Here is a 25,451-nt window from a genome sequence, read left to right on the forward strand (position 1 = left end):
AAAAAATTATGCTGAGAAATTAATTAATATTTTAGATGAAGGAGAACGACATATTTACTTTAACTCCTTGTTCAAAACATTCTATATTAACCTATCTTTAATTATGATTGGTGCAATATTTTTAGGCTTTTATTCATTAGAAACTGGCCATTCCCAAACATTAGGGATCTTTATTTTAATCATTTTGTTTATTTATAATGGATTTAGTCATTTATTAAAAACATATAAATTTTATCATTCATAGTTTTCATTTCTATAAAGAAAGGATCATTAGATGACACATTTACTTCAAGTACAACAACTTAATAAATCGTATAAGAATTCAAATTTCGAATTAAATGATATTTCATTTACTTTAAATCCAGGTGAGGTCATTGGCTTAATTGGTAAAAATGGATCAGGTAAATCCACACTTATTAACACATTAGTGGGTAATCGATTTAAAGATTCAGGAGAGATTTCTTTTTTCAATCAAATTATTTCCGAAAAAGATAAAGATTATAAAGAACACGTGGGTGTAGTTTTTGATGATTTACGTGTACCGAATAAATTGACAATAACAGAGATTGATAAAGTATTTTTAAATATTTTTAAACATTGGAATAGTGATCAATTTTTCAATCTTATTCAATCATTTGAATTACCTAAAAATAATCAAATTTCTACTTTTTCTAGAGGGATGCGCATGAAAGCAGCATTAGCCATCGCACTTTCTCATGAGACAAAATTATTAATCTTAGATGAAGCAACAGCTGGTATGGATGTTTCAGGACGAGAAGAAGTGTTAGAAATTCTCGAAGATTATGTATCAAAAGGGCATGGTATTTTACTTTCATCTCATATTTCAGAGGATATGGAACAACTTGCTACAAAACTTATTTTTATGCGCGATGGTCATATTCTTTTACAAGAAGACAAACATATATTACTAACTGATTATGGCATTATCGAAACAGATGAAACTTCCCCTTTAGACTTACCTCAAGAGGTAATCATTGCTTCACGAATACGTCATGGTCAACGTCAAACGTTAGTCAAGCAACGTCAACACTTTGAACAAGCACGCCCGCTTCAAAGTATTGATGATGCTACAAAATTAATTATGCGAGGTGATAAATAATGAAAGGACTTATACTTAGTAGTTTTTATGCTTCTAAAAAATCGCTCATAACCTATTTAATTATTGGTATCGTATTAAGTATTGTGTTTGCATTTTTTAGTCCAATGATGTGTTGTTTCATGCTAATGGTCATGTTATTATCTCCCGTATCAGATAACTTAAAACGTGAAAAAGATTCTAAATGGATGTACTATGTGTCTACCCTTCCTACACATAGACATACTTATGTAAAAGCATACTTTGCCTTTTATGGTTTACTCATTTTACTTGGTTTGATAATTGGCGCCATCATTTGTCTTATCGTGACTCAAGATATTATGGTTACATTATTTTCAGCATTCATAGGTATTGGGATGGCTTGTACGTATGCATTAATGTTTCCACTCACATTTAAATTTGGTCCTGAGAATTCAAATGTCATTATGCTTACTACAGCAGTTGTTGCTGTTGCATTATTTTTATCCATGTGGTTCTTTGCTGTTATGCCAATACTCATAAAAGCAGGTTCAATAAGTAAAATCGCTTCAAACCCACTCGTTTTAGTAGCAACTGGTAGTTATGCATTGCTTGGTGTTATTATTTTTGTCATTTCTTATTTTTCATCACTATCTATTTTTAAGAAACAAGAACTATAATCACCAACGTGTGTTCATTGAAGAACACACGTTTGCTCTATTTTATATTTTGGATACATATTGATTAAGGAGGAGAAACTATGGATATTAAAGCAATTGAAGATTATTTAAATATTGAGTCTCAACGTTATCCTCAACCTACTTTAGATGCACTTAACTATTATATGGAACGCTTTATGCTAACCGTTCCTTTTGAAAATATTAGTGTTCAAAATAAAGAAAAGATTTCAGTTGATTTAGATTATTTATTTAATAAATTTATATATCAACATCGTGGTGGGTTTTGCTATGAAATGAATCACTTCTTCGGTAGCTACTTAGAAGCTAAAGGTTTTAAAGTGTTTCGAATGTCAGCAACCGTTCATCAGCCTAATGGCAACTACAGCCCTAAAGGCTCTCATTTATCACTAGTTGTTCTTATTAACAATGGTTACTATATTGCTGATGTGGGATTTGGCGATTTACCATTACAAGCACTCCCAATAACTTCAATTGAAGCGACACAAATTGTGTTTGAAAAGACAGGTCAATTTCGTGCCATTTTTGAAACCCCTACGACGTATCTTCTTCAAAAACTGGAAGAAACAACGTGGATAACACGTTATAAAGCAGAGTTTATTTCTCGTGATATTCATGATTTTGATAAAATGATTAACTACAATACCTCACATCCTGAATCTATATTTGTAAAGCAACTCATGATTACAAAACCACAAAATTTTGGTCGAGCTACGATGTCTTATCATCACCTTACCCTTACTAAAAGATATAAAAAAGAGCAATTCGCTGTCACACGTGAAAATTATAAAGATTTTTTAAAAACCTATTTTAATCTTGACGTTACTATTCTTCCTTTAGAAAAGTGAATACATTTACTACTGTCGCGTAATAATAGCAATGAGGTAAAAACCATGTCCGATATCGAAATTATTGAGCAACACAAAATAACTTAAAAAATATTTATCTTTGATGAACCTACAACAGAACTTTACGAAGACGATTTATCTATTCTCGTTGAATGCTTTAATCATTTGATTGATAAAGGGAATACTGTTATTTTAATCGAACATAATTTAACAATGATGACAGAAGCAGATGGATTTATTGACATTGGACCATTTGCTGGTAAACATGGAGGACAATTATTGTATGCTGGAGAACCTAAAGGACTCCTAGATATTAACAACTCTGTTACAGCAAAACATTTAAGACGATATATTGAATAATAATGATTTAACCCCCGCATGCCCTCAAACACGCGGGGGTTAACATTTACCTACACACTATTATAATAATTTATGTTGCTTCAAGAGTTCTTCTACAAACGTACCTTTTATTTTTTTCAAGAACGTGTGTAATGCAACTTGTTGTATTTTATTTTGCTCGGCTAATGTTTTCAAGTCTTTACGATCATTAAGTTCATACATCGCATCTAATAAGACACGAATATCAAATTCTGTCGCCATGACTTCTGGAACACCTCTATCTATGTCCAGTAATTGATAAACTGCTTCCATCGCTGTTCTTACAGAATATTCTGTAGTAAACACTGTATCTCTTTCTGTCTCTGCGAAGTTACCAATGAAGGCTAAGTTACGAGAGTGCTGAGGGACAACAAGTGGTCGATCGCCAATCGCTCTTGGCATGAAATATGAACAAATATAAGGCATATATACAGGAATCGTATTACAATGTTGTGTTGCGAGGCATTCTATTTGATCAATAGGTAATCCCATATGATATAACCATTCTTGACATATTTCATGACCACTACATTCAACAATCGGTTTATGGATATAATCGCCCTTCTCATCTGAATATAAAGCGTATACCCATACACTCACTTCATCTTTAGGTTGTTGTTTGAATTGTTGTTGACGATTCACAGTAAAACTCATTTGCCATTTAGAATCGTTCACTGTGATAATCCCACCTGTAACTGTTTTTCCAGCTAATGGATCCCGTTTACATAAACGTTCGATAGCTTCAATGACCGTCTTGTTATTTGTCGTTACCGTTGCTGAGACAAACCAACTTTTATCTGGTAAATCTTTATAAAACTTTTCAGGATTACCAAACTCAGGGCTTTGTTTGGCTAAGTTACGCCATAAGTTCCAACTTCCGCCAATATCTTTTGTAGGAGGTGCGGGTGTGTCATTATCACCATATGTTGAACTTTCTGTGATACTACCATTAGTAATAAATACGAGATCATCGGGTGTGAGCTGAATCGTTTCTTTTTTACCATTTCGTTTTAGTTCAATTGTTTTAGCAACTTTGTCTTTGGTAGTAACATCTACTTTAACGTCAAGCACTTGAACATTATATTCAAATTGCACACCATGGGACGTTAAGTATGCAACCATAGGGCGTACGAGTGATTCGTATTGATTGTATTTAGTAAATTTTAAAGCACTAAAATCAGCTAATCCTCCAATGTGATGCACAAATCTCATTAAATAACGACGCATTTCCATCGCAGAATGCCAAGGTTCAAATGCGAACATCGTTTTCCAATAAATCCAAAAGTTCGAATTCATGAAATCCTCTGACAAGACATCTGAAATTGTTACATCATTTAAATCTTCTTCTTTCATCAAACATAATTGAAGTATGTCTTTCATTGCTTGTTTCGTTAAAGTAAAGTCTCCGTCTGTAGGCAAGCGTTGACCCCTTTCTTCAATAACACGACATCGTGAGTAGTTTGGATCTTCTTTATTTAACCAATAAAACTCATCTAAAACTGAAGCATCTTCAATTTCAAGTGATGGGATGGAGCGAAATAAATCCCATAAACACTCGAAATGGTTCTCCATTTCTCTGCCACCACGCATGACATAGCCTTTCATTGGAAGTTCAGTTCCATCCAAACTTCCACCAGATTTAGATAATTCTTCTAAAATGTGAATGTTTGACCCATCCATTTGCCCATCTCTAATTAAAAAACATGCAGCAGCTAAAGAAGCCAATCCAGAGCCAATTAAATAAGCAGACTTTTGTTCTACATGTTCAGGTTTCTTCGGACGTGCAAATGCTTCATAATTTCCATTACTATAGTACATATGATTCACTTCCCAATTTATATTTTTTAGTTATCTATGAAAAGTAGTAAACTATAAGTAAATGCTTTAGAAATTAATCTACCCTTCGCTTATATTATAATCATTTTATAAAATATTATTGTGAGTCAGTTAAGTGAAAATGTAACTTAAGTGACATTTTTGATAAAATGTCCTAAATGAGAGGTGAACAACATGAATAATCAAGATTTACGTGTACAACGAACAAAAAAAGCACTCATTACTACATTCTCAGATTTGCTTGAAACGAAATCTTTTGACAATATCACGATTCAAGATTTATGCGAAAAAGCAAATGTACGTCGTTCTACATTTTACCGTCATTTCAATGATAAGTATGATTTACTTAATCATATTGTTGGTACATTAATTGAATATTTTCGAACGTTACATTTGCCTGAAATTGATCCAAAAGATCCGAGACAATTTTTCAATAAATTTATGAAAGATATTTTACTTTTCATTAGTGATAACAAAGCAATGGTAAAAAGTGTCATTTCTATCAATATTTATAGTGAAGTTTATCAAATTTTATATAATCAAATTTATGCAGTGGTTAAACGACAAATTGAATTTGATAAACAAATTGGACAATTTTACATAGATGAGTTCATTTATGGAGAATTTCTAGCTGGAGGCATTTTAAGCGTTATTCTAAACTGGATTCAGTATGGTCAACAATCCATTGATGACGTGTCTTCAGATATCGTTACCATGATTTGTGGAGCGAGAGAAGTTCATTTAAAGTTATTAAAATAAAACGAGAGCGGGAAACAAATATCGTACTGACTTATTAAATTGTTTGACATTCATCTCACAATTAATAGTACGGTAAAGTGTATCCCGCTTTTATTTAGAACCATTTCCATACTTTTTTAGCATTTACTCGTGGATACGTCGTTTCTGGTAAGAAATCACGTTTATAATGCACATAGGCTTTTCCATCTTTATTGATTCGTATATCCCATTTTTTGTTATCTTTAGGAACGGTATCATATAAATTTTTATCTACTTTATATGTCTTACCGTCAATCTTATGTTCTCCTTTAGATAATACTTTTTTGTATTCATATTCTTCGCGATAATGTTTAAAAATCGCATTCCCTATTCGATTACGATTGTATTTGGCATTATTATCCATATACGGTGCCACATTCATAACCACTTCATTGAGTCGAAGGTGATTTTGTTGGTTAGTTAAAGCAATATTATATCCTTTATCACTCGTACCCGTTTTCAATCCATCTGTACCTTTTAAGTAAAGTGGCTCATGTTTAATTGATAAATTAGTATTGTTAAAAGTATAACCTTTTTGAGTATCTTGACTAAGTTGCGTTATGTTTAAAATTTTCGGATGTTTGGCGATTAAGTGATGAGATAATATCGCAATATCTTCTGACGTACTTTTAGGATAAATATCTTTTCTATATTTCTTTGGTGCTTGTTGTCCAAGTAAATCATTAGCAGCACCTGCTGGATTCACAAAATGTGTATGTTTCATATGAAAAGCCTTAGCTTGTGCATTCATTTTGTCTGTGAACGTTGACGTATTGCCGCTCACTTGTTCTCCTAAAATCATTGCGGCTGAATTGCTTGAAGGTAAGGCTGCCTGTGTTAATAAATCTTTAATAGTATATATTTGACCTTGATTTAAAGGGACAGATGTTAAATTTGGCTTTTTAGATAATTGATCATACGCGCTCGTGATTTTAACTTTATCGTCTAACTTAAGTTTTCCTTGATGAACTGCTTCTAATGTTAAATAAAGGGTCATCATTTTAGACAAAGAAGCAGGATCCGCTTCTTTATTTCCTTGGAAATTATATAATATTTGGCCTTGTTGTGTCGTAAGCGTTACACCATCAGGTTCATAATTTGAACTTACTGCGACATTACCTTCTTTATTTGTAATATCAACGGGTGTTTCTGCTGCATGAGAGATTGACGTTCCTAATAATGTAAATAAACTAAGTATTCCAATACTTTGTGTTACTTTCAAAAACATTATATTACCTACTTTTTATTTTTATAATATTGTATAATATATTTTATAACAACTTTATAGGCGAATTACAACTAAGTATCTAATATATATTCTTTAATTATAAAATAAAAAAGAGTTGAACAAATGGTCTTATGAATTTTGTCCAACTCTTTTGTTTATAGCATACTATTGATAGGATTTATCTCCTTTAAAATATTGACGATCTTTCTCACTATACACCTTACTCGGATCTAAAAATGGCTTTAATTTATATTTAAAATCATATAAATTTAATCCATCAATCGCAACACGATCTTGATAGACACTATCATTGCCGATATCTGTAAAATTATTTGGTCCTACACCTGCTAAAAATTTAAATCCTTCATCATGAACAAGATATTGATATGCTTTAGACCCTCTATCTTGAGCACCGTGTGGATATATAAATAAGTCTGTTTTTCCTATAATGGGCTCTACTTCGTTTTTCCAACGTTTCGTGTCACGAACAATTTGATGATATGAGCTATTTGCAAAATCGATATGTCCCCATGAATGACTTGCAAATGTCCAACCATCTCGTTTCATTGCTTTGACAACTTTTTTAGCATCTTCTTTACGTTTTAGATAATCTTTATTATTTAACTCATTTGTTCGATAACCTAACACGCCATTGTATCCTGTTAGCGCAACGACGCCTTTTTGACCATTGAGTGAAAAGTCAGGATGGTCTTTCACGAATTGATTCAATATAGGTACAATATCATTTGTTTCACTTGTTGTTACCTTACCATTTTTATCTTTAGTTTCAGAAACGACATGTTGTTTCTGATCTAACACTAAACGATCTGCATATCCATGACCTCTCATGTACTCATAATAATTCATATCATCAATGGATAAAATTAATGGTTTCTTACCTTTAGGTAATTTTAATTCTTTTCTAGTAACTGTCTTTCCTTTTAAATCATAAGCCTCATGTGGATCTATTAATATGTAATGGTGTTTATAGAGTTCATTTAATGAACGCTTAAACTCATCAGCTGTAATCATCCAATCAAAATTACCCTTAGCTTGATTCTTCTCTTGTGTAAAAGCTACTTTAGGTTCAGTAATCACTGGATGATAAAATACATGTGCAATATCACCTTGATACACTTGCCAATCTTTTTTATTCTGAGTACTTTTTTTCGCATATATATTTGCGATATTTTCTTTATCCTTTTTAGTGTCTTTCTTTGATGATGACAATGTTGAAAATTGACATGCACATAAAACTATAGATATTAAAACAATAAGCGTGCTAAGTAAATATGTCTTAGTCATATAGTTACTCCTTTAAGTTATATAAATATTATAATACCTTCCAACATTATATAATAATTTTATATTATTTATAATAGATGTGTTTCAACTTTTGAATACGCTTATTTTAAAATAGACTTAACACGTTTATATACAAAACCTACATATCTAAATCTTGAGCTATATCATTTATTGTGGGCATACCACCTTGTGCGCCAAGTGCTGTAACTGAATGACTAGCGGCGACATTAGCAAATGCAATAGCTTTAGCAAGTGAATCGTCTTTTTGTAATCCGACTGCAAGCGCACCATTAAATGTATCCCCAGCGCCTGTGGTATCTTTTACTTCTCGTTCAATTCCTTGAATTTCAATTTGTTCTAAACCATCGTAAAATACAGCACCTAATGCACCTTGTGTCACAATCAATTTATCAGGATAACGTTCTAACGCTTGATCAATGTCTCCTTCAAACATATTTTCACTTTCAGTTTCATTTGGTGTTAAATATGTTACTTGTTCCAATATATCATCTGAAATGTCTCTATATGGAGCTGGATTTAAAATAGAAGTAAGTTCATGTTCATAGCAATAATGAACAGTGTGAGCAACAACATCAGTTGGAATCTCTTGTTGAAGTAACACAATATCTCCTTTATTTGCTTTTGACAAAGCTGAGTCTACCAAAGAGACTGTGACTTTATGATTTGCTGAAGGTACAACAATAATACTATTATCATTATCAGCTAGTGTAATGTGGGCGGTACCTGAAGGTCCTTTTACTTTTTTTACATATTCAACATTTACATGATTATGCTTTAGATTTTCAAGAATTTGTTTACCTAACATATCATCGCCAATACACCCTACCATGTGAACATGGTCACCTAATCTTGCTGCTGCCACTGCTTGATTCGCGCCTTTACCGCCTGGTGTAGTGAAAAATGTATTTCCTAATACTGTTTCACCTTTACTTGGCACTTGGTCAGTCGACACAACCAAATCCATCGACATACTTCCCACAACATAAATACGTTTCATATTAACCCTCTCCTTTTTCTTTCTCATCCATATCATATCTAAATTAGCATAAATAATAAAAAAAGAGTGAGACAACACATTCAAAAAGAAATGCGGTCTCACTCTCATTAATATGTTCTAACTTTTAACTTCATGTTGCTCTTTACCTGCAAACATCACAAGCCACGTTGCAAAAATAAATGGAGCGGTGAAAATAGGAAGACCAATTGGAGCTAATGTTGTAGCTAATGCACCATGCATCACTACTGTTAATAATAAACCAGTAATCACTGCAAGAATCCGACTGAATTTTGTTTTAAACGTCGCACCCAAAGCAATACCCGTTAATATTGAGTTATAGCCATACAATCCATCAGTAATAGTGGGATAGTCTCCACCTAGTAATGTGATACATATCACTGCTAAAACACTTGATACTACTGCATAGATTCCGCCTTTTACTGAACCAATAAAAATACCAATCATAATTAACAGACTACCCATGATTGATGTCACTAAGAAAATTTCACTAAAATTTGTAATGATACCACTAATAAAATTCACATGTGAATGACTGATGTCTGGATGTTTAATTTTAGTAGGCAAAATATCTATTGTGATATGCATTTTTGAAAATTGCATGCCCATTGCTAAAATTAACCAAGTCATAAAGACAAATGGAAAAGTTAACATGGGTAGACCATATGGTTTTAAAATTTCTCGGATTGCAGCTCCAACTGGTAAAGTAAGAATCGTTGCCACAATAAGTACAATCCAGTTCATTAAAGATACTTCTAAGAATAATGCTAACCCGATTGCTGTTAATACTGAATTGTATCCAGCTAATCCATTATTAATTTCATCCTCACTATAATTAAAGTACGGCGCTAGAACAAGTGCAATGAGACTTCCCACTGCTGCTCCTAATCCAACTTTCCAATTTGCAATAAATAATCCTATAAGAATACACAGCCCTGACCATTTATTATTCATAAATACGACTTGAGCAATATTTTTTAAGAAAATCTCTACATATTTCATAAACTCACCTTTATTATTTTATTCATTTCCTTTCTAATTATTATATCTTTTAAACACTTTTGTAACATTAAAAATATATACAAATTTAATTTAAAAAGTGATTTTAAATAAATTTAAAAGATAAATTACTTGTTAAAAATATTCTACAGTTTTATGATTAATGTTGCAGTACTTATTTTTAAAAGAAAGAAGGTATAACAGTGCATTTTACTCAACGAGAACAAGATAAATTAATGATCGTGGTAGCTGCTGAAGTAGCGCGTCGACGCAAAGCACGTGGCTTAAAATTAAATTACCCAGAAGCATTAGCACTTATTAGTGATGAATTACTAGAAGGTGCACGTGATGGTAAAACTGTAGCTGATTTAATGAGTTACGGTAAACAAATTTTAAATAAAGATGATGTCATGGAAGGTGTCGATAGCATGTTGACTGATATTGAAATTGAAGCAACATTCCCAGATGGAACTAAATTAATCACTATTCATCATCCAATCGTGTAAGGAGGATTTTTAAATGAAACCTGGTGAAATTAAAATAAAAAATACAGAAGTTGAAATTAATCAAGGTCATTTTGAAACAGTGATCAATGTTAAAAATACTGGAGACCGTCCAATTCAAGTTGGTTCACATTTCCATTTCTTTGAAGCCAATGAAGGTTTAAAATTTGATCGGGAAAAAGCATATGGCAAACACTTAGATATTCCTGCTGGTGCTGCTGTTCGTTTTGAACCTGGTGATGAGAAAAAAGTTCAACTCGTTGAATATGCTGGTAACCGTAAAATTTATGGTTTCAGAGGTTTAGTTAACGGTGAAATTGACGAAGATCGCGTTTATCGTCCAACTGGTGAAAATGATGAATATGCTGCGCCAAAAGGTGATAATGGCGAAAAAAATGTGAACAAAATGGGAGGTAAACAGTAATGAGCTTTAAAATGACTCAATCTCAGTATACAAGTTTATATGGTCCAACTGTTGGCGATGCAGTACGACTAGGTGACACTAACTTATTTGCAACTGTTGAAAAAGATTATGCAAATTACGGTGAAGAAGCAACGTTTGGTGGCGGTAAATCTATTCGTGATGGCATGGCTCAAAACCCTAACGTTACACGTGATGACCGCAAAGTGGCTGACTTAGTATTAACAAATGCATTAATTATAGATTATGACAAAATTGTTAAAGCAGATATCGGTGTTAAAAATGGTTATATCTTTGCAATTGGTAAAGCAGGTAACCCTGATATCATGGATAACGTAGATATTATTATTGGTTCAACAACTGATATTATCTCTGCTGAAGGTAAAATCGTAACAGCTGGTGGTATCGATACACACGTTCACTTTATTAACCCCGAACAAGCAGAAGTTGCGCTTGAAAGTGGTGTGACAACACATATTGGTGGTGGTACGGGTGCATCAGAAGGCGCTAAAGCTACAACCGTTACACCTGGACCTTGGCATATCCATCGTATGCTAGAAGCTGCTGAAGATTTACCAATTAATGTTGGTTTCACTGGTAAAGGACAAGCTGTAAACCACACTGCATTAATTGAACAAATTCATGCTGGTGTGATCGGTTTAAAAGTACATGAAGACTGGGGTGCAACTCCTTCAGCGTTAAGTCATGCATTGGATGTAGCAGATGAATTTGATGTACAAATTGCATTACATGCTGATACATTAAATGAAGCTGGGTTCATGGAAGATACAATGGCCGCTGTAAAAGACCGTGTTTTACACATGTACCATACAGAAGGTGCTGGCGGTGGACATGCGCCAGATTTAATTAAATCTGCATCGTATCCGAATATTTTACCTTCATCTACAAACCCAACATTACCTTACACACATAATACTGTAGATGAACATTTAGATATGGTTATGATTACACACCATTTAAATGCATCTATCCCTGAAGATATTGCTTTCGCAGACTCACGTATTCGTAAAGAAACGATTGCAGCTGAAGACGTATTACAAGATATGGGTGTATTTAGCATGGTAAGTTCTGACTCTCAAGCTATGGGACGTGTGGGTGAAGTCATTACACGTACATGGCAAGTAGCTCATCGTATGAAAGAACAACGTGGTGCTCTAGAAGGTGATACTGACTATAACGATAACAATCGTATTAAACGTTATATCGCAAAATATACAATTAACCCTGCGATTACACATGGTATTTCTGACTATGTTGGATCAATCGAAAAAGGTAAATTAGCTGACTTAGTTCTATGGAATCCAGCTTTCTTCGGTGTAAAACCTGAACTTGTTGTTAAAGGTGGATTGATTAACTCAGCTGTGAATGGTGATGCAAATGCTTCTATTCCAACATCAGAGCCTATGAAATATCGTAAAATGTATGGTCAATATGGTGCAAATAAACAACACACTGCGATTACATTCGTTTCTAAAACAGCATACGAAAATGGTATTTATAACCAACTAAACTTAGAACGTATGGTTCGACCAGTCCATGGTATCCGTAATCTTACTAAAAAAGATATGAAAAATAACGATGCAACACCTAAATTAGATGTTGATCCACAAACATATGAAGTATTTGTAGATGGTGAAAAAATCACAAGTGAACCAGCAACTGAATTACCATTAGCACAAAGATACTTCTTATTCTAGGAGGTACTCAGATGATAGTAGAAGACATTCAAGGCAATATCGCTAACCTTTCTGCAGAGGAAAAACAAAAGCATGTAGAAAAAGTATATCTTGAAAACTCTGATTTGGTTAAACGTATTCAACGTGTCACAACAGATCACGGTAATGAAATCGGTATTCGTTTAAAACAACCTATCGATTTACAATATGGCGATATTTTATATCAAGATGACAACAATATGATTGTAGTAGATGTAAACTCGGAAGATTTACTTGTCATTAAGCCGCGTAACATACAAGAAATGGGAGATATTGCGCATCAATTAGGTAATCGTCATTTACCTGCGCAATTCACAGAAACTGAAATGCTTGTACAATATGACTACCTAGTAGAAGATTTATTAAAAACGCTAGGTATTCCCTATAGCCATGAAGATCGAAAAGTGAATAAAGCCTTCAGACATATAGGTCATTCACATGATTGATCATTCACATTTACGACTATTTCAGTTCTGTGATTCACAATTCCCTACTGGCGCATTTAGTCATTCATTTGGACTAGAAACGTATATTCAACGTCAGACAGTTCATGATGCTACATCATTTAGAGAATGGTTAGAACTCTTTCTAAATGAGCAGTTAACCTATTCAGATGGCCTTGCAATGCGTTTAGTTTATAACGCTTTAAATAATGGTGATACAGAAAAAGTATTACACCTTGATCAATTAATTTATGTCCAAAGTTTACCAAGAGAAACACGTGTAGGTACTAAACAAATGGGTACACGTATGGTAAAACTTGCTATAGAACTTTATGATAGTCCATGGATTAATTGGTATCATCAACAAATGAAAGATAAACGTGCAAAACTGCATCCAGCTATTTGTTTTACAATGCTAGGACATTATTTAGGCGTCGATATTGAAACGATTATTGATTACTATCTATATCAGAACGTTTCCAGTTTAACGCAAAATGCAGTACGTGCAATTCCCTTAGGTCAAACAATAGGACAACAAGTTGTGACGGAGATGATTCCACATATCGAACGGACACGACAACACATTCTCACATTAAGCGAAGATGATTTCGGTTTAACAGCTCCTGGCTTAGAACTGAATCAAATGGAGCATGAAAACGTAAACGTGAGAATCTTTATTTCATAGGAGGTAATATACATGGCAAATCCAATTAAAATTGGTGTAGGCGGTCCTGTAGGTGCAGGTAAAACACAATTAATTGAAAAACTTGTACGTCGTCTATCAAAAGATATGAGTATTGGCGTGATTACAAACGATATTTACACAAAAGAAGACCAAAAAATCTTAGTGAATACTGGTGTTTTACCAGAAGATAGAATTATCGGTGTGGAAACGGGTGGCTGTCCACATACAGCAATTCGTGAAGATGCATCAATGAACTTTGCTGCAATCGATGAATTATTAGATCGTCATGAGGATATTGAACTTATTTTCATCGAATCAGGTGGCGATAACTTAGCTGCTACTTTCAGTCCTGAATTAGTAGATTTCTCTATTTATATCATCGATGTAGCTCAAGGTGAAAAAATTCCACGTAAAGGTGGACAAGGTATGATTAAATCTGATTACTTTATCATTAATAAAACAGATTTAGCAGAATTTGTTGGCGCATCACTTGACCAAATGGCAGAAGATACTAAAACATTTCGTGGCAATCGTCCCTTCACATTTACAAATTTAAAAACCGACGATGGTTTAGATAATGTCATTGAATGGATTGAACGCGATGTATTACTTAAAGGATTAGCTTAATGGTACAACATCAATTCGATTCAAAACCTTTTTGGACTGGACAATTGAATCTCACTGTTTTTAATAATGGTGAGCGTTCTGTTGCCCGTAATATCTTTTTCGAAAAAGCGTTAAAGGTTATTCGTCCAATTTATTTAAATTTCTCTACGATTCCAACATTTTATATCGTAAATGTTGGCGGTGGTTATTTAGATGGCGATCGTTATCGTATGGATATTAATGTTGAAGAAGATGCTAAAGTCACTTTGACCTCTCAAGGTGCAACTAAAATTTATAAGACGTTAAACGATTGCGTGAAACAATATCAAACATTCAATATAGCAAAAGATGGTTATATGGAATATGTAGGAGACCCTATTATTGCTTATGAAAGAGCAAAGTTTTTCCAACATAACATTTTTAATTTAGATAAATGTGCATCCATGTTCTATACCGATATTTTAACCCCAGGCTATTCTGAAAAAGACACACCATTCACTTACGACTACATGCATTTAATTAATGAAATCTATGTAGATGATGCGCTTATCACTTATGATAATTTACGCATGCATCCAAGTGAAACAAAAATGAGTTCGGTTGGCTATATGGAAAATTATACCCATCTTGGTTCGGCTTATTGTATACACCCTGATATAACGCAAAAATTCATTGAAGATGTGTATGATGAAATTAAAGATTATACAAAACAATACGATTGCCGTATTGGTATTACACAATTACCTACACATGGTTTTACAGTACGTGTATTATCTAATCTGACACAAGAAATTGAAGAAGTGCTTACACGCGTCCAAGCTTATATTGCAGATAAATTGTATCATCGCCAACTCGACTTTTTAAGAAAATATTAATAAATTAATTAAAATACACCTTATATCTTGAGTATAAAGACTCGATATAAGGTGTTATTCTTTTACACTTATTTTTCTATTTTTATTTATTATCATTAAATATATATTGATAGATATCATGCGACACTTGTTCAAAATCATCAACATTAAGTGAAAGATAGAATTTGAGTTTAGGCTCTGTTCCTGAAGGACGTAATGCGACAAATCCTTCATCAAAGATTAACCGAATCACATTTGACTTTGGTAAAGCTATCGACTCAGTAGTACCATCATCTTTATTTATTCTCTCTTGGCTTTGATAATCTTCAACTGCGATCACTTTTAATCCGCCCAACGTATCTGGAATGTGTTGACGAAGGTGTTCCATTAACGTTGCAATTTCTTGTTGCCCCTTTTTTCCTTCAAATATTTTAGATGTAGGTTGATCGCGATAATATCCTACTTCCTCATATATATCCGTTAAGGCATCGTGTAATGTTTTACCTTCATTTTTTAAAATAGACGCATATTTAATGACTAACGGAACAACTTGAATCGCATCTTTATCTCTTACAAATTCACCCGCAAGGTAACCATAACTTTCTTCATAAGCGAAAATAAATGTTTCATCCTCACGTAATTCACGAATCGCCTTAGCAATAAATTTAAAACCAATTAAGACTTCCTTCACAGTAACCCCATGTTGCTTTGCGAAACGTTTCCCTAGTTCACCACTTACAATGGATTGAATCATGATTGGATGTTTAGGAAGCGTCGTATGATCGACTAAATATTTAATCATTAACGCACCAATCTCACTGCCATTAAAATAGTGAATATGACCATCATGATCTCGTTCAACGAATCCCATTCGATCCACATCAGGGTCTGTCGCAATGATTAAATCCGCTTTAGAGTATTGGGCTTGTTTGATAGCTAAATCAAACGCTTCATGTTCTTCTGGATTGGCACTTTTTACAGAACTAAAATCAGGATCAATTTTACATTGTGAGTCAACAAGTTCAATCTTATTAAAGTGAAGATGGCTTAGCAACTTCGGAATAATAGGTGTTCCTGTACCATGTAAACTCGTATACACCACATTTAAGTTTGATGGAGGTATGTCACCAATCAATTGGTTAATTTCCGCAAAATAGTACTGATTAATATCTTTTGGTAAAGGTAAAATATTTTCTTTAATTAACGTCTCATTTAATTCAATGTCTAAATGAAGTGGATCATCTAATTGTTCAATATACTTAGCCACTTCAAGTGAGGCGACATCGTCGAGCTGTGCTCCATCAGCACCATATACTTTAATGCCATTATAATCTTTAGGATTGTGACTAGCTGTAATCATAATGCCTGCAGACGTTTGAAGATATCTCACTGCATAAGATAACTGCGGAGTCGTTTGATATGTATCCGATACATATACTTTAATATGATGAGACGCTAAAATATGCGCAATAATGTCTGCAAATTCTGCTGATAAATGACGAATGTCATAATGAATGACAATGGAAGGTTGTGTCATATTATCTTGTAAATAATATGCAATTCCTAAAGCTAGACGTTGAATGGTATATCGATTTAAACGTCCTGGACCTAAACCAAATTGACCACGAATACCTGCTGTTCCAAAGGAAAGTGTCGTTTCAAACCCTTCTTGTTGAAATTGATATGATTGTTGGTCATAGAATGATCCTACGAGACTATCTGCTTTATGTTTTATCCAATTGTCTTTCATCCAATACTCCTCTCATACATGATGTATGTCATATTCTTTTCTTTAGTATAATCGATATCTATTTATGTTTCACATGATACTTATCTTTTTTTTAATTAAAATCCTATCCACAATAATACAATTCAAAAACACCCTCACTACGATAAGTAAGGATGTTTTTAATTGTAATTTATAGCTATTTACGATTGAAATTGATAGCTTTCATGTCCTTTAGCGAATCCCTCAACTGTATAAATCATTGATCCACCTTCTGAATTATTCTCAATATCATTGGTACATATTAACAATTGATTTGTACCTGGAATAAATTGTGGATGTGTAGAACGCAACATTTTCCCTTCATCACGACCTGGCATCAAGATTTGACCAATAGGATACCCTCTCTTATTAAAGACCAGAACACGACCCTGTCCATACATTGCAACATATAAGTTGTCATCACTATCAATACAAACAGAATCAGGTCCTTCATGACCAGTGAAATAATACGGTATGGTTGCTCCAAACGGTGCAATAGTCACACCATCATCTTCTAATTGAATACGGTGAAGTCGATTCGTCGTTGTTTCAGTTATCCACAGTACTTTTTCATCGGTACTAAGTGCGATACCATTAGCAACAGAAATATTTTGTATCACGGGTGTCACCGTTTTAAAATCAGGAGAAACGTAGTAGACGCCACCTTTAGGATTCGTTGAATACCCTCTAAAGTCGGTGAAATAAAAACCACCTTTACTATCAAATACCATATCATCAATACAATAATCTGTATTGATGTCTGAAATAATGTCTTCAAAGTGTTCTCCATGTTCATCTGTTGCGAAAATACCACCTGTAGATTCAAAGTCACCTAAGTAACATGTAAACAGTCGTCCATCTTTATGAATTTTTACTGCGGCTGGATTTTGTTTTTCTGATTGAAACGCTACAGAAATATCTTTACTTGGCAGATTAACTTTAAAAATCTTTCCACCAAATACTTCACATAAAAATAAGTTATGTGCTCTATCAAAAATAAGTCCTTCAAGTTGAAGTCCTTCATCTGAAATTTTTAACCATGGTTCAGCTGTAACTGTTTGTAATTCACTTTCAGAAACAATAGGAACCACACTTTTAGATTTACCACTATACGTTAATTTAGGTAATTTATTATCCAACATATTAAATAAGCCTCCTTATGTCATTCATTTACATAGTTTATTATACGCTTGAAACATTCTAAACTTAAGCTTACTATATGTAATCGATTTCAATAAGTAAAATGATTCTCCTTGTATAGGTCAATTGACTGATTTATGAGCGCAAATATTGAAAGAAGTTATAATTTTGTTAAAATATTATAATGTCGATTTTTATATAAATAACAATTTAGATACGTTTAACATACAGATAAATTAACTTTTAGAGGAGAATCAGAAAATGGATTATAGAGTGTTATTGTATTACAAATATACAACAATTGATGACCCTGACACATTTGCTACCGAACATTTAGCATTTTGTAAAGAGCATAACTTAAAAGGTAGAATCTTAGTATCTACAGAAGGTATCAACGGTACATTATCTGGTACAAAAGAAGATACAGATCAATATATTGAACATATGCATGCAGATGAACGTTTTAAAGATATGACTTTCAAAATTGATGAAGCTGAGGGGCATGCATTCAAAAAAATGCACGTACGTCCTAGAAAAGAAATTGTTGCTTTAGGTTTAGAAGATGATGTAGATCCATGTGTGACAACTGGTAAATATTACTCACCTAGTGAGTTTAAAGCTGCATTAGAAGATGACGATACTGTTATTTTAGATGCACGTAATGATTATGAATTTGACTTAGGTCATTTCCGCGGCGCCATTCGCCCAGATATTACACGCTTCAGAGATTTACCAGATTGGATTCGTGAAAATAAAGAAAAATTAGATGGTAAAAACATTGTGACGTATTGTACGGGTGGCATCCGTTGTGAAAAATTCTCAGGCTGGCTTGTAAAAGAAGGCTTTGAAAATGTAGGACAATTACATGGCGGTATTGCTACGTATGGTAAAGACCCAGAAACAAAAGGTGAGTACTGGGATGGCAAAATGTACGTCTTCGATGAACGTATTAGTGTCGATGTGAACCATGTAGATAAAACAGTGATTGGTAAAGAACACTTTGATGGCACTCCATGCGAACGTTATATTAACTGTGCAAATCCAGAATGTAATAAACAAATTTTAGTATCCGAAAAAAATGAAGCAAAATATCTTGGCGCATGTTCATATGACTGTGCCAAACATGAACGTAATCGCTACGTTGCAAAACACCATATTAGTGATGAGGAATGGAATCGTCGTTTAGAAAACTTTAAAGATGTTCCTGAACATATTCACGCATAATGACATGTACCCTTTATAAGTATCAACCTACTTTTAAAGGGTACTTTTACATAATTACTGTGCTATAATAACTTAAATTGAAACTTACCTAAGGTGATTGTTATGAAGAAGCACAGTAAAGATTACTTCCATCTTTTTTATAGTCAGCTATTCGCAAATACTGGAGACGTGTTAACCGTTGTCGGCTTAATTTCGATAGTATATAGTATGACCTCAAAAACGACTGCCGCTTCTATGATTCCAATTATTTTTACTTCCGGTCTCTTTGTTAGTAGCTTTATTTCAAATTATATTTATCAGTATTTTACTCAAAAACAAGTATTATGGATTTTCCAAGGGCTTAAACTTGTGAGTCTATCCATCATCGCAAGTCTACTTATATTCGAGGAATCTCCAATATTTATTTTTATTCTACTATTTATAAATGCTCTATTTGATGGATTTACCAATCCAATTAAGAACGCGATGATTCCTTTTATTGAAAAGAAAGAATACATAACGTCGGCGAACGCTTTAATGAATATGATGAGTAGTATGGTTCAATTGTCGACATGGGCATTAGGTGGATTTCTGATGAGTCTGATTGGCGCTAAATATTTATTTTTATTTGCGCTTGTACTAGAAATCCTATCCTACTTCTTTATTATTCAACTTTCAGAACGGCATATTTATAATAATGAAAAAGAAAATATATTAAATAGCTTTAAAACTGTATTACGTCATAACTATTTCAATAAACTGAGTTTATATCTAAATCTATCTATAATTTTCGAATCTGTCGCAACGTCCATTTGGGTTGCTGCAATTATTCTTACATATACGAGAACATTTTTACATGTCGATGATTTTTGGTTTGGACTCATCAATGCTGCCTTCTTTAGTGGGACAATTATTGCTGGGTTATGGATGAATGATAAAGATCAATTTTTCACAAAAATAAGTTACCCTATTATTATTTATATTCCGCTCATATTAGCTTTTATTAATGCCAGCTTTATCCTACATCAATCTGTGTTACTTGCTTTACTAATTTCATTATTAATGGGAATTTTCGAAGATTCACGCTATATTTCTTTAAACTCAGTTGTACAACGTGAAGTACCAAAAGAAGCCCTAACATCCACCTATATACTGAATAATTTATTAAACAGTGTATTTTTCTCACTTGGTACTTTAGGTATTTCTCTTGTTGTAGATAATCAAGGAGTGATGTGGGCATATGTAATTAGTAGCGTTGCTTATGTGTTAACATTTGTTTTAGGTTTATATTTTAAAACAGCAATTAAAAATTAATTTACGAGGAGACGACGATATGTGTACAGGCATTACATTTCAAGCCAGCAATGGAGATGTTATTTTTGGAAGAACGATGGATTACGATTATCCTTTGAACGGCTTTCCTGCAGTTCAACCTCGAGGATACTCCTTTAAATCGCATGTCGACTATGAAGGGGAAACGTTGTATGCCTTTGCAGGTGCTGGTTCTGATATGGAGGGATTTGTTTTTGGAGATGGCGTCAATGAACATGGACTTGCCATGTCAAATCAATACGATCGTGGATATGCGTCATATGCGACAGACATTCGTGAAGGCTATATCAATATTTCGCAAACAGAAGTCCTTGTGTGGGCGCTCGGCTATAACAGAACTATTGAAGAACTTATTGAAAATGCGAAACAAGTTAACGTTGTAGCCTATTCATATAGTGATATTAACGAAGTTCCTCCATTACATTATCATTTATCTGATGCGACAGGGCGCACTGTGGAAGTGACATTTAATGATGGTCGCATCGTCGTGATTGATAATCCAATTGGCGTACTCACAAATAACCCAGATTTAAATTGGCATTATGAAAATTTGAAACACTATATGCATGTGACACCATATAACATTGACAATACATTTTCAAAACAATTGAACTTAGGGAATATGAATGGCACATTCGGTTTACCTGGAGGTTATACATCTGGCGAACGCTTTGTTCGCGCAGCTTATCTTGTTCATCACTTATTACCAGATAGCGATGACCATCCTATCTTAGATGCATTTAGAATTTTAGACCATGTGAGTGTACCAAAAGGCGCTGTTCGTCCTTCAGACAATGGATTTTATTATACGTTATATCAAACTGTCTTTAATTTAACGACAAAAACACTCTATATTAAATATTATGACTCGAATACTATTACAGAATTACAACTCACCGATGACTTAATACATAGTGACGATTTGGTAGTCTTTTCGAGAAAGGATAAAGGATTGTATACTGAAAAGGTGAATGGATAACAATTTAAAAAACATCCTCGTGAAAATGTTGCACGAGGATGTTTTTTTATTTATTTATTCTGACACTTCATTTTTTGTTTTTCTTTTTAACAATATTGCTAATATGCCTATTATGACTATAAATAAGATTGCACCTACAATACCGCCGAATTTTACAATATAACCTAAAACAATACCCACAGCTAAAAAGTCTGTATCTGAGAAGGTAGTTGTCGCTAATCCTAAATCTCCTAAGAAAGGAATAAACAATAATGGTAAAAATGTAATTAAAATACCATTTAACGCAGAACCAGCTATTGCTCCTTTAATACCTCCACGAGCATTACCAAATACAGCTGAAGCAGCACCTAAGAAGAAATGAGCAACTACTCCTGGTAGTATTACAATTCCTCCAGTTAAAAATAAAATAATCATTCCAATTACCCCTGTGATAAAACTGACGAAAAATCCAATTAATACAGCATTTTGAGCGTACGGAAATACTATAGGACAATCTAATGCAGGTTTAGAGTTAGGAATTAATTTTTCAGAGATACCTTTAAATGCTGGCACAATTTCAGCTAATATCAAACGAACACCTGTTAAGATAATAAACACACCGGCTGCAAACGTTACCCCTTGTATTAATGAAAATACTATAAAATTTTGCCCGCTACTAATTTTACTATCTACATAACCTATACCAGCAAATAAAGAAGCTATTAAATAAAGTAAAGTCAATGTATATATTGAGAAGTATAATTCTTTAATTCTTGAAATAACCGTTTATCTTCAATCTGAATTTTAACTCCTAAAGCTTTATTTCTAATTAACTTAAAATTAAATTTATTCTGTATACTTTCAATAAATTCAAAATCATATTGTATAGTTCTTTGTGTAATTCCAAATTTTTTAGCGATACTTGAAATAGTTAGATAATCTTCTTGATTAATTAAAAGCTCTAAAATTCTCACTTGTCTGTTACTTAGCAATTTTATTAATCCTCCTATTATAATTGTAAGCGATTTCTTATAGATTTAGATATGTAATTTCTTTCATATTTAAATCCGAAAAAATTCACATCTAAATTTTCTTATTTTAATTTATTACATCTCTATATTTAATATTATTTATCTTTTATGTACTCTTTAATATAAAATAAAATTATGCTAATATTAAGAAAATTAAAACTACTAACTGGTATAAAAATATAATATCAAATTATATTTCATACTAATTAATAAATAAGGAGTGATTTAATGGAATGGTTTAAGTTAATTGGAATTTTAATCATTATTGTAGGTTTTCTTCTTAAATTCGATACTATAGCAATAATTTTACTTGCTGCAGTAGTGACTGGCTTAGTTTCAGGAATGGATATAACTGAAGTGCTTTCTACTTTAGGAAAAGCATTTGTAGATCAAAGACTCGTAACTCTCTTTATGTTAACTTTGCCAATGGTAGGTTTAATAGAAAGATTTGGTTTAAAACAACAATCTTCAAAGTTAATTAGTAATGTTAAAAAAATTACAACTGGACGTTTGCTTACTCTCTATTTAATTATTCGAGAAATAGCTGGTGTCGCTTCAATACGTATAGGTGGACATCCCCAATTTGTCAGGCCATTAATCAATCCAATGGTCCAAGGCACACTTCGAACACGTTACAATCTCTCTGAAAAAGACATTGATGAAAAAGATATTGAAAAATTAAAAGCTGAAGCCTCTGCAATGGAAAATTATGGTAACTTCTTTGGCCAAAATTTATTCGTTGGAGCTGCAGGCATTTTACTAATGGTCGGTACTTTTCAGTCTCTTCACATAAAAGTTAATGCAATTAATTTAGTACTTGCATCAATTCCTATCGCTATTATTACTCTAATTTTAGTATGGATTAAAAATATATTATTAGATCGTTACTTTAATAAAAAATATGGTAATAAAGGAGTGAATAAATAATGTCTCAATCTACTTTAAACCACATTTTAGAAATATTTTACATACTAATTGGGTTACAATTTTTTTATACAGCTTATCGTGCTTTAAATTCAAAAGATAAAATGAAAAGTGTAGGAACTGCTGCGTTTTGGACTATTTTAGGAATCTTATTTATAGTTGGTCCTTATATCCCAAATGCAATCAATGGTATTTTAGTTCTTATGATGGGTATTTTAACGCTCTTTAAACAAGTTACAATTAAAAATATTATTGATGTAACCGATAAAGAAGTAGAAGATGGATCTCATAAATATGGTAATAAATTATTTATTCCTGCTGTAGTATTAGCAGTAGTTGCTGTGGTTGTTTCAAATTGGACCCCTTTAGGTGGTGCCATAGGACTAGGAATTTCATCAATAATTGGATTAGTTACTGCAGTATTAATTATTAAACCAAAATTATCTTTTGCTTTATATGATAGTGATAGGCTGACTCAACAAGTAGGAACGACAGGAATCTTACCACAATTTTTGGCTGCTCTAGGAGTATTATTTACAGTAAGTGGTGTTGGAGAGGTCATTTCTAAAGGAATTTCATCTTTTTTACCTGAAGGTAATCATCTTTTAGGTGTAACAGCATATATCTTAGGAATGGTGTTGTTTACTATGTTAATGGGTAATGCATTCGCTGCTTTTACTGTTATAACGGCTAGTATTGGTTTACCATTTGTGATTTCTCAAGGTGGTGATCCAATTATTGCAGGTGCTCTAGCAATGACTGGTGGATTTTGTGGTACTTTATTAACACCTATGGCTGCTAATTTTAATACATTACCAGTAGCCCTTTTAGAAATGAAACAAGAATTTGGTGTTATAAAAGCTCAAGCTCCTATTGCTTTAATATTAATTGTAGTTCATATCATATTAATGTATTTTTGGGCATTTTAAAAAATTAAAGGAGAGGTTTTCTTATGAATATTTTAGTAACTGCATTTGATCCGTTTGGCGGAGAAAAGGTAAATCCGGCATTAGAAGCGGTTAGACAACTGGACCCTACTATTGGGGCACATACCATTACAACATTAGAAATCCCAACTGTATTTCACAAATCAAAAGATGTGATTCAACATGAATTAGAACATCATCATTACGACGTGGTATTATCGATTGGACAAGCAGGGGGACGTTTCAATATTACACCTGAACGTGTAGGCATTAATATTGATGATGCACGTATTGCAGATAATAAAGGACATCAACCCATTGATGTTGCCATTCATCCAGATGGAGCGCCAGCTTACTTTTCAAATCTTCCTGTTAAGGCAATGACCGAAGCAATTAAAAAAGCGGGTGTTCCAGCAAGTTTATCGAATACCGCAGGCACATTTGTCTGCAATCATGTGCTTTATCAATTAGGCTACCTTGCAGATAAGTATTATCCTAACTTACGATTTGGCTTTATCCATGTGCCCTTTATTCCAGAACAAGTCATAGATAAACCTAATACACCTTCGCTGTCTTTAGATACGATTACAAAAGGACTTACAGCAGCAATCAATGCGATTTCAGACCACCCTGATGTTAAGGTAGCTTTAGGAGAAACACATTAGAAAATAAGATAATTAGTGATATGTAAGATACAAATTCTATAATTAAAACGATTCTTTTTGTCTACAAAACATATAA

Annotated in this window: 26 protein-coding genes and 2 pseudogenes; 19 read left to right on the top strand and 9 right to left on the bottom strand. The window is 33.1% G+C overall.

Annotated elements, in window-relative coordinates; genetic code table 11:
- The 5 genes and pseudogenes from HMPREF2647_RS10940 to HMPREF2647_RS01225 form a co-directional block, all read left to right on the top strand.
- The coding region (locus HMPREF2647_RS10940; protein ID WP_141756744.1) for a DUF3169 family protein at positions 1-244 on the top strand (244 nt) is incomplete at its 5' end.
- Positions 245-274: 30 nt separating this feature from the next.
- Positions 275-1,120, top strand: a complete 846-nt coding sequence (locus HMPREF2647_RS01210) for an ABC transporter ATP-binding protein (RefSeq protein WP_002449350.1) — start codon at positions 275-277, stop codon at positions 1,118-1,120.
- Entirely contained in the window at positions 1,120-1,755 is a 636-nt protein-coding gene (locus tag HMPREF2647_RS01215; protein WP_002449477.1) for an ABC-2 transporter permease, read from the top strand. The genes HMPREF2647_RS01210 and HMPREF2647_RS01215 overlap by 1 nt, the downstream gene beginning before the upstream one ends.
- 80 nt (positions 1,756-1,835) lie before the next feature.
- The gene (locus HMPREF2647_RS01220) at positions 1,836-2,621 is read left to right on the top strand and encodes an arylamine N-acetyltransferase (RefSeq protein ID WP_064207151.1); all 786 of its coding nucleotides are present in this window, start codon (positions 1,836-1,838) and stop codon (positions 2,619-2,621) included.
- Between the two features lie 90 nt (positions 2,622-2,711).
- Positions 2,712-2,981, top strand: a pseudogene (locus HMPREF2647_RS01225) (excinuclease ABC subunit UvrA); the annotation flags it as partial.
- 60 nt (positions 2,982-3,041) lie between these two features.
- On the opposite strand, the gene HMPREF2647_RS01230 reads toward HMPREF2647_RS01225, so the two are convergent.
- Positions 3,042-4,817: an oleate hydratase gene (locus tag HMPREF2647_RS01230; RefSeq protein ID WP_070549273.1), complete on the bottom strand. Its 1,776-nt coding sequence runs from the start codon at positions 4,815-4,817 to the stop codon at positions 3,042-3,044.
- Positions 4,818-5,009: 192 nt separating this feature from the next.
- On the opposite strand from HMPREF2647_RS01230, the gene HMPREF2647_RS01235 reads away from it, so the two are divergent.
- Complete coding sequence (locus tag HMPREF2647_RS01235; protein ID WP_002449257.1) at positions 5,010-5,594, top strand: TetR/AcrR family transcriptional regulator; 585 nt, start codon at positions 5,010-5,012, stop codon at positions 5,592-5,594.
- 94 nt (positions 5,595-5,688) lie between these two features.
- On the opposite strand, the gene pbp4 is transcribed toward HMPREF2647_RS01235, so the two are convergent.
- The 4 genes from pbp4 to yut form a co-directional block, all read right to left on the bottom strand.
- Entirely contained in the window at positions 5,689-6,840 is a 1,152-nt protein-coding gene (gene pbp4, locus HMPREF2647_RS01240; protein WP_049434720.1) for a penicillin-binding protein PBP4, read from the bottom strand.
- Positions 6,841-7,005: 165 nt separating this feature from the next.
- Positions 7,006-8,145, bottom strand: a complete 1,140-nt coding sequence (locus HMPREF2647_RS01245) for a polysaccharide deacetylase family protein (RefSeq protein WP_049437011.1) — start codon at positions 8,143-8,145, stop codon at positions 7,006-7,008.
- Positions 8,146-8,284: 139 nt separating this feature from the next.
- Positions 8,285-9,163 (bottom strand): ribokinase, encoded by an 879-nt coding sequence (locus tag HMPREF2647_RS01250; RefSeq protein ID WP_070859415.1) that lies wholly within the window; start codon positions 9,161-9,163, stop codon positions 8,285-8,287.
- A gap of 117 nt (positions 9,164-9,280) precedes the next feature.
- Entirely contained in the window at positions 9,281-10,183 is a 903-nt protein-coding gene (yut, locus tag HMPREF2647_RS01255; protein WP_049434713.1) for an urea transporter, read from the bottom strand.
- A 200-nt stretch (positions 10,184-10,383) separates the two neighbouring features.
- Between yut and HMPREF2647_RS01260 the strand changes: the two genes are divergently transcribed.
- Genes HMPREF2647_RS01260 through HMPREF2647_RS01290 form a run of 7 tightly spaced genes read left to right on the top strand, consistent with a single transcriptional unit; the run spans position 10,384 to position 15,449 of the window.
- A complete protein-coding gene (locus HMPREF2647_RS01260; protein ID WP_002449337.1) occupies positions 10,384-10,686 on the top strand; it encodes an urease subunit gamma in 303 nt (100 codons plus the stop codon).
- A gap of 13 nt (positions 10,687-10,699) precedes the next feature.
- Entirely contained in the window at positions 10,700-11,107 is a 408-nt protein-coding gene (locus tag HMPREF2647_RS01265) for an urease subunit beta (protein ID WP_017175515.1), read from the top strand.
- Positions 11,107-12,822, top strand: a complete 1,716-nt coding sequence (gene ureC / locus HMPREF2647_RS01270; protein WP_049415848.1) for an urease subunit alpha — start codon at positions 11,107-11,109, stop codon at positions 12,820-12,822. The genes HMPREF2647_RS01265 and ureC overlap by 1 nt, the downstream gene beginning before the upstream one ends.
- A gap of 11 nt (positions 12,823-12,833) precedes the next feature.
- Entirely contained in the window at positions 12,834-13,286 is a 453-nt protein-coding gene (gene ureE / locus HMPREF2647_RS01275; protein WP_002449547.1) for an urease accessory protein UreE, read from the top strand.
- On the top strand, positions 13,279-13,968 hold the full coding sequence (locus HMPREF2647_RS01280; protein ID WP_049434711.1) for an urease accessory protein UreF: 690 nt from the start codon (positions 13,279-13,281) through the stop codon (positions 13,966-13,968). Before ureE ends, HMPREF2647_RS01280 begins: the two co-directional genes overlap by 8 nt.
- Before the next feature lie 12 nt (positions 13,969-13,980).
- Positions 13,981-14,595 carry an urease accessory protein UreG gene (gene ureG / locus HMPREF2647_RS01285; protein ID WP_049434709.1) on the top strand — a complete coding sequence of 205 codons (615 nt, stop codon included), beginning with the start codon at positions 13,981-13,983 and terminating at the stop codon, positions 14,593-14,595.
- Positions 14,595-15,449 (top strand): urease accessory protein UreD, encoded by an 855-nt coding sequence (locus HMPREF2647_RS01290; RefSeq protein WP_049434708.1) that lies wholly within the window; start codon positions 14,595-14,597, stop codon positions 15,447-15,449. The genes ureG and HMPREF2647_RS01290 overlap by 1 nt, the downstream gene beginning before the upstream one ends.
- A gap of 82 nt (positions 15,450-15,531) precedes the next feature.
- Here HMPREF2647_RS01290 and HMPREF2647_RS01295 read toward each other — a convergent pair whose 3' ends face one another.
- Together HMPREF2647_RS01295 and HMPREF2647_RS01300 are read right to left on the bottom strand one after the other, a co-directional pair.
- Positions 15,532-17,178 (bottom strand): phospho-sugar mutase, encoded by a 1,647-nt coding sequence (locus HMPREF2647_RS01295; protein WP_049418082.1) that lies wholly within the window; start codon positions 17,176-17,178, stop codon positions 15,532-15,534.
- Between the two features lie 179 nt (positions 17,179-17,357).
- Positions 17,358-18,338, bottom strand: coding sequence for an SMP-30/gluconolactonase/LRE family protein (locus HMPREF2647_RS01300; protein WP_049418084.1), 981 nt, complete (start codon positions 18,336-18,338; stop codon positions 17,358-17,360).
- A 259-nt stretch (positions 18,339-18,597) separates the two neighbouring features.
- Here HMPREF2647_RS01300 and HMPREF2647_RS01305 point away from each other — a divergent pair, with 259 nt between their 5' ends.
- From HMPREF2647_RS01305 to HMPREF2647_RS01315, 3 genes are all read left to right on the top strand, one after another.
- A complete protein-coding gene (locus HMPREF2647_RS01305; protein WP_070859417.1) occupies positions 18,598-19,560 on the top strand; it encodes an oxygen-dependent tRNA uridine(34) hydroxylase TrhO in 963 nt (320 codons plus the stop codon).
- Positions 19,561-19,662: 102 nt separating this feature from the next.
- Positions 19,663-20,853 carry an MFS transporter gene (locus tag HMPREF2647_RS01310; protein ID WP_070859419.1) on the top strand — a complete coding sequence of 397 codons (1,191 nt, stop codon included), beginning with the start codon at positions 19,663-19,665 and terminating at the stop codon, positions 20,851-20,853.
- A 19-nt stretch (positions 20,854-20,872) separates the two neighbouring features.
- Positions 20,873-21,850: a choloylglycine hydrolase family protein gene (locus HMPREF2647_RS01315; protein WP_070859421.1), complete on the top strand. Its 978-nt coding sequence runs from the start codon at positions 20,873-20,875 to the stop codon at positions 21,848-21,850.
- Between the two features lie 54 nt (positions 21,851-21,904).
- Here the strand turns inward: HMPREF2647_RS01315 and HMPREF2647_RS01320 are convergent.
- Positions 21,905-22,582 (bottom strand): annotated as a pseudogene (locus HMPREF2647_RS01320) (PTS transporter subunit IIC); the annotation flags it as partial.
- Positions 22,567-22,803, bottom strand: coding sequence for an HTH domain-containing protein (locus HMPREF2647_RS01325; RefSeq protein ID WP_256326476.1), 237 nt, complete (start codon positions 22,801-22,803; stop codon positions 22,567-22,569). The pseudogene HMPREF2647_RS01320 and the gene HMPREF2647_RS01325, both read right to left, overlap by 16 nt.
- Positions 22,804-23,088: 285 nt before the next feature.
- Between HMPREF2647_RS01325 and HMPREF2647_RS01330 the strand changes: the two genes are divergently transcribed.
- The 3 genes from HMPREF2647_RS01330 to pcp are packed head-to-tail and all read left to right on the top strand — an operon-like array spanning position 23,089 to position 25,375.
- Positions 23,089-23,787, top strand: a complete 699-nt coding sequence (locus tag HMPREF2647_RS01330; RefSeq protein ID WP_070859425.1) for a DUF969 domain-containing protein — start codon at positions 23,089-23,091, stop codon at positions 23,785-23,787.
- Complete coding sequence (locus HMPREF2647_RS01335) at positions 23,787-24,713, top strand: DUF979 domain-containing protein (protein ID WP_070859427.1); 927 nt, start codon at positions 23,787-23,789, stop codon at positions 24,711-24,713. Before HMPREF2647_RS01330 ends, HMPREF2647_RS01335 begins: the two co-directional genes overlap by 1 nt.
- Positions 24,714-24,736: 23 nt before the next feature.
- Positions 24,737-25,375 (top strand): pyroglutamyl-peptidase I, encoded by a 639-nt coding sequence (gene pcp / locus HMPREF2647_RS01340; RefSeq protein WP_070859429.1) that lies wholly within the window; start codon positions 24,737-24,739, stop codon positions 25,373-25,375.
- The last annotated feature ends 76 nt before the right edge of the window (positions 25,376-25,451 follow it).

It is taken from the genome of Staphylococcus sp. HMSC035D11 (assembly GCF_001836075.1).
In the GTDB taxonomy this organism is placed as follows: Bacteria; Bacillota; Bacilli; order Staphylococcales; family Staphylococcaceae; genus Staphylococcus; species Staphylococcus hominis.